The sequence below is a fragment of the Weissella sp. DD23 genome (assembly GCF_001579105.1).
Classification (GTDB): domain Bacteria; phylum Bacillota; class Bacilli; order Lactobacillales; family Lactobacillaceae; genus Weissella; species Weissella cibaria.
Genome location: NZ_KQ970394.1, coordinates 199,729 through 202,456, shown reverse-complemented (window position 1 = coordinate 202,456; position 2,728 = coordinate 199,729). Strand labels below are relative to the sequence as shown.

The window sequence follows — 2,728 nt, the reverse complement described above, 5'->3', positions numbered from 1 at the left end:
TCACGTCGGCTGCTAGGTCGCTATCTGATACCTTACCCGAATTAGCACCTGCATCGACATTAATTTGACTCAACGCTGAATCCTTAGCTGCTGACGTCGCCAAAGATTGGGCCATTGATCCGTACGATGAACGTCCTTGATCCATTAAGTTACTTGCAAAGAAGCTATTAGCATCTGATACAACGGCCGTTTGATTTGCTGCTGTCGAACCAGCTGGTAAATCAATTGGCTTATAAGCGTTAATTGCATCAATCATCTTTTGCAACAAGTTACCTAACGTCTGTAACTCCAGCCCCAGGCTATCAGGGTGAGTTTGATTAGTCGCCTCAGCAACAAGCGCCTGGTAGGCTGGTTCCTTCACACTAGCTGGCACACCATCATGTGTTGCCTTGGCGTAAACTGATCGCACGTCAGACATAAATGCCCCAATTTGATCGTCCCAAGACTGCTTCGTTGCCGTTTTCATTTGCTCAGCGATATCGTTCAATTTCTTAACTGTATCGCGCACATTAGTTGAGGATGGCTTTCCTGCTTCAGCCATCCCCTGGTTGAACAAGTCATCAACATCCGAAGAATGAATACCAATTCGTGCAGCGTCGCTTTTGGCATCCACGATCTTTTGAGCAGCTTGATGAATTTGATCAGCCTTATAATCATTAATCTTCTTTTGGAAATCATCCACTTGTTGTTGCAAGTTGTTAACTTGAATATGGATGTTATCGTAATGGTCATCAAGTGCATCATTTTCAATGGTATCCATACCGGCCAAAATCTTCGTTGCCGCATCATTAATTGCCTTAAAATCAGCACTCTTTACTGAAGCTGGTACACCATCATGTGTTGCTTGATTATTATCATCAACCGCCTGGGCAACAACTGCATGCACAGTGCTGTCCACGTAAGCTAGGTCTGCTTGCTGCATCTTGGTAAAGAGATCTTGCAATACCTTAACTTCGTCAGCATCAGCACTCTTTGATGGCGTCGTCTCTTCTGCTACAATCTCGTTGTATACATCCTTAATCACTGCAGCCGGAATACCAAATCGGCCGTGATTTTGATAGTAATTTTGAATGCGGTTTTCAAGGTCCGTCAAATCATTACTTTGTGCTGGTGTCTTATCACCTGCCATATCAGGTGCTTTTGTATCATCAAAGTCATTTGCATTAGTCAAATCATTGACGACACCACCAAGTGCAATGACGTGTGCCTCAACCGCCTTAGGATCGTGTTGATTTGCAAGGTGCAAATCCTCGAACAAATCATTGTATCCCTTCGTTGCTGGGTCAACCGTTTTCAGTAAACGTAATGCTTCTTGCACAATTGATACATAGTGCAATAACTGGGCGTCGGCTGAGACAACACCAGCATAATCCCCACGACCAGCTGCATTGTGACCATCCAAAACCGCATTTCGAACGACATCATCCATAAACATAAATTGATTGAATGTTGCGTCCTTTTGCAGTTCAACTTCTTGCTTCTGCCAAGCTGCATAATCAGCGTTTAGTTTCTGATTAGCTGAAACAACGTTGTTAGTGCTTGTCAAAGCAACTGAATCGCTCGATGAACTATCTGTTGTCTGTGCAAATGCAACGTTATTCTTCACATTAGTTAATGTGTTTGCAACGGGGCCGCCGACCATCAATGACACTGCAAATAGTGCCAGGCCACGGGTGACCCACTGCTTACCATCCTTGTACATCTTGAAGTGTACTTTTGTTTGGCGATTGGTTTCTTTATCAACCATTCCTCTTTTTACCCACTTTCCTCTGTATAACCATACCGTTTGCGTTAAGTCTTCATTAAATAATGAAGTAACCATACCTAACATTAACAAAGAGCATGATAACACTATACTTTCGTCAGCGGAGCAATTTACTATTAAGCGGGAATTTTCAGTCCCGCAGTGTATATTTTGGTGAACTATTCTCGACAACAGTGTCTCAAAACCGGGAAATTTTAAGGTTCATTTATCCTTTCCAATGGAAATACGTATATACCATTAACCAATTTATTCTAAAAAAACAGGACCTTCTCAAAAAGGAGAAAGTCCTGTTTTTAATCGTTATTTTGGCTTAGTCCAACGTTGCGGCCAAGTCCTTGATGTATTGCTTCAAAGCTTCACCCGTTTGTGGGTGGTTCAAACCATATTCGATGTTAGTCGTCAAGAAACCAATCTTTGAACCAATGTCAAAACGCTTACCCTTGAATTCGTGGGCGTATACGTGTTGACGCTTGTTCAATGAATCGATGGCGTCCGTCAATTGGATTTCGTTACCCTTACCAGGCTTCGTGTTCTCCAATTCTTCGAAGATCTCAGGCGTCAACAAGTAACGTCCGATGATTGCCAAGTCTGAAGGTGCATCTTCTGGCTTTGGCTTCTCAACGAATGAGTTAACTTGGTGCAAACCGTCTTCAACTTCCTTTTCAGGTGCAATTACACCGTATTCAGAAACTTGCTCGTGAGGCACCTTCATAACAGCCAACGTTGACTCTCCCGTTGTGTTGTAACGGTCGATCAATTGCTTCGTCAATGGCGTCTCATCTGCCATCAAGTCATCACCCAACATAACCACGAATGGCTCGTCGCCGATAAATGACTTGGCCGTCAAAACAGCATCTCCCAAACCACGTGGGTGTGATTGACGGATGAAGTACAAGTTGATGTCAGTCGTCTCTTCAACCAACTTCAACAATTCATCCTTACCCTTTTCCTTCAAGTTGTTTT

Annotated in this window: 2 protein-coding genes; both read right to left on the bottom strand. The window is 43.3% G+C overall.

Annotation, left to right across the window (positions count from 1 at the left end):
* A partial coding sequence (locus WEIDD23_RS08390) for a KxYKxGKxW signal peptide domain-containing protein (protein ID WP_197458854.1) occupies positions 1-1,747 on the bottom strand: 1,747 nt, incomplete at its 3' end.
* A gap of 328 nt (positions 1,748-2,075) precedes the next feature.
* Positions 2,076-2,728 (bottom strand): UTP--glucose-1-phosphate uridylyltransferase (locus WEIDD23_RS08380; protein ID WP_062358906.1); only part of this gene is annotated, 653 nt, incomplete at its 5' end.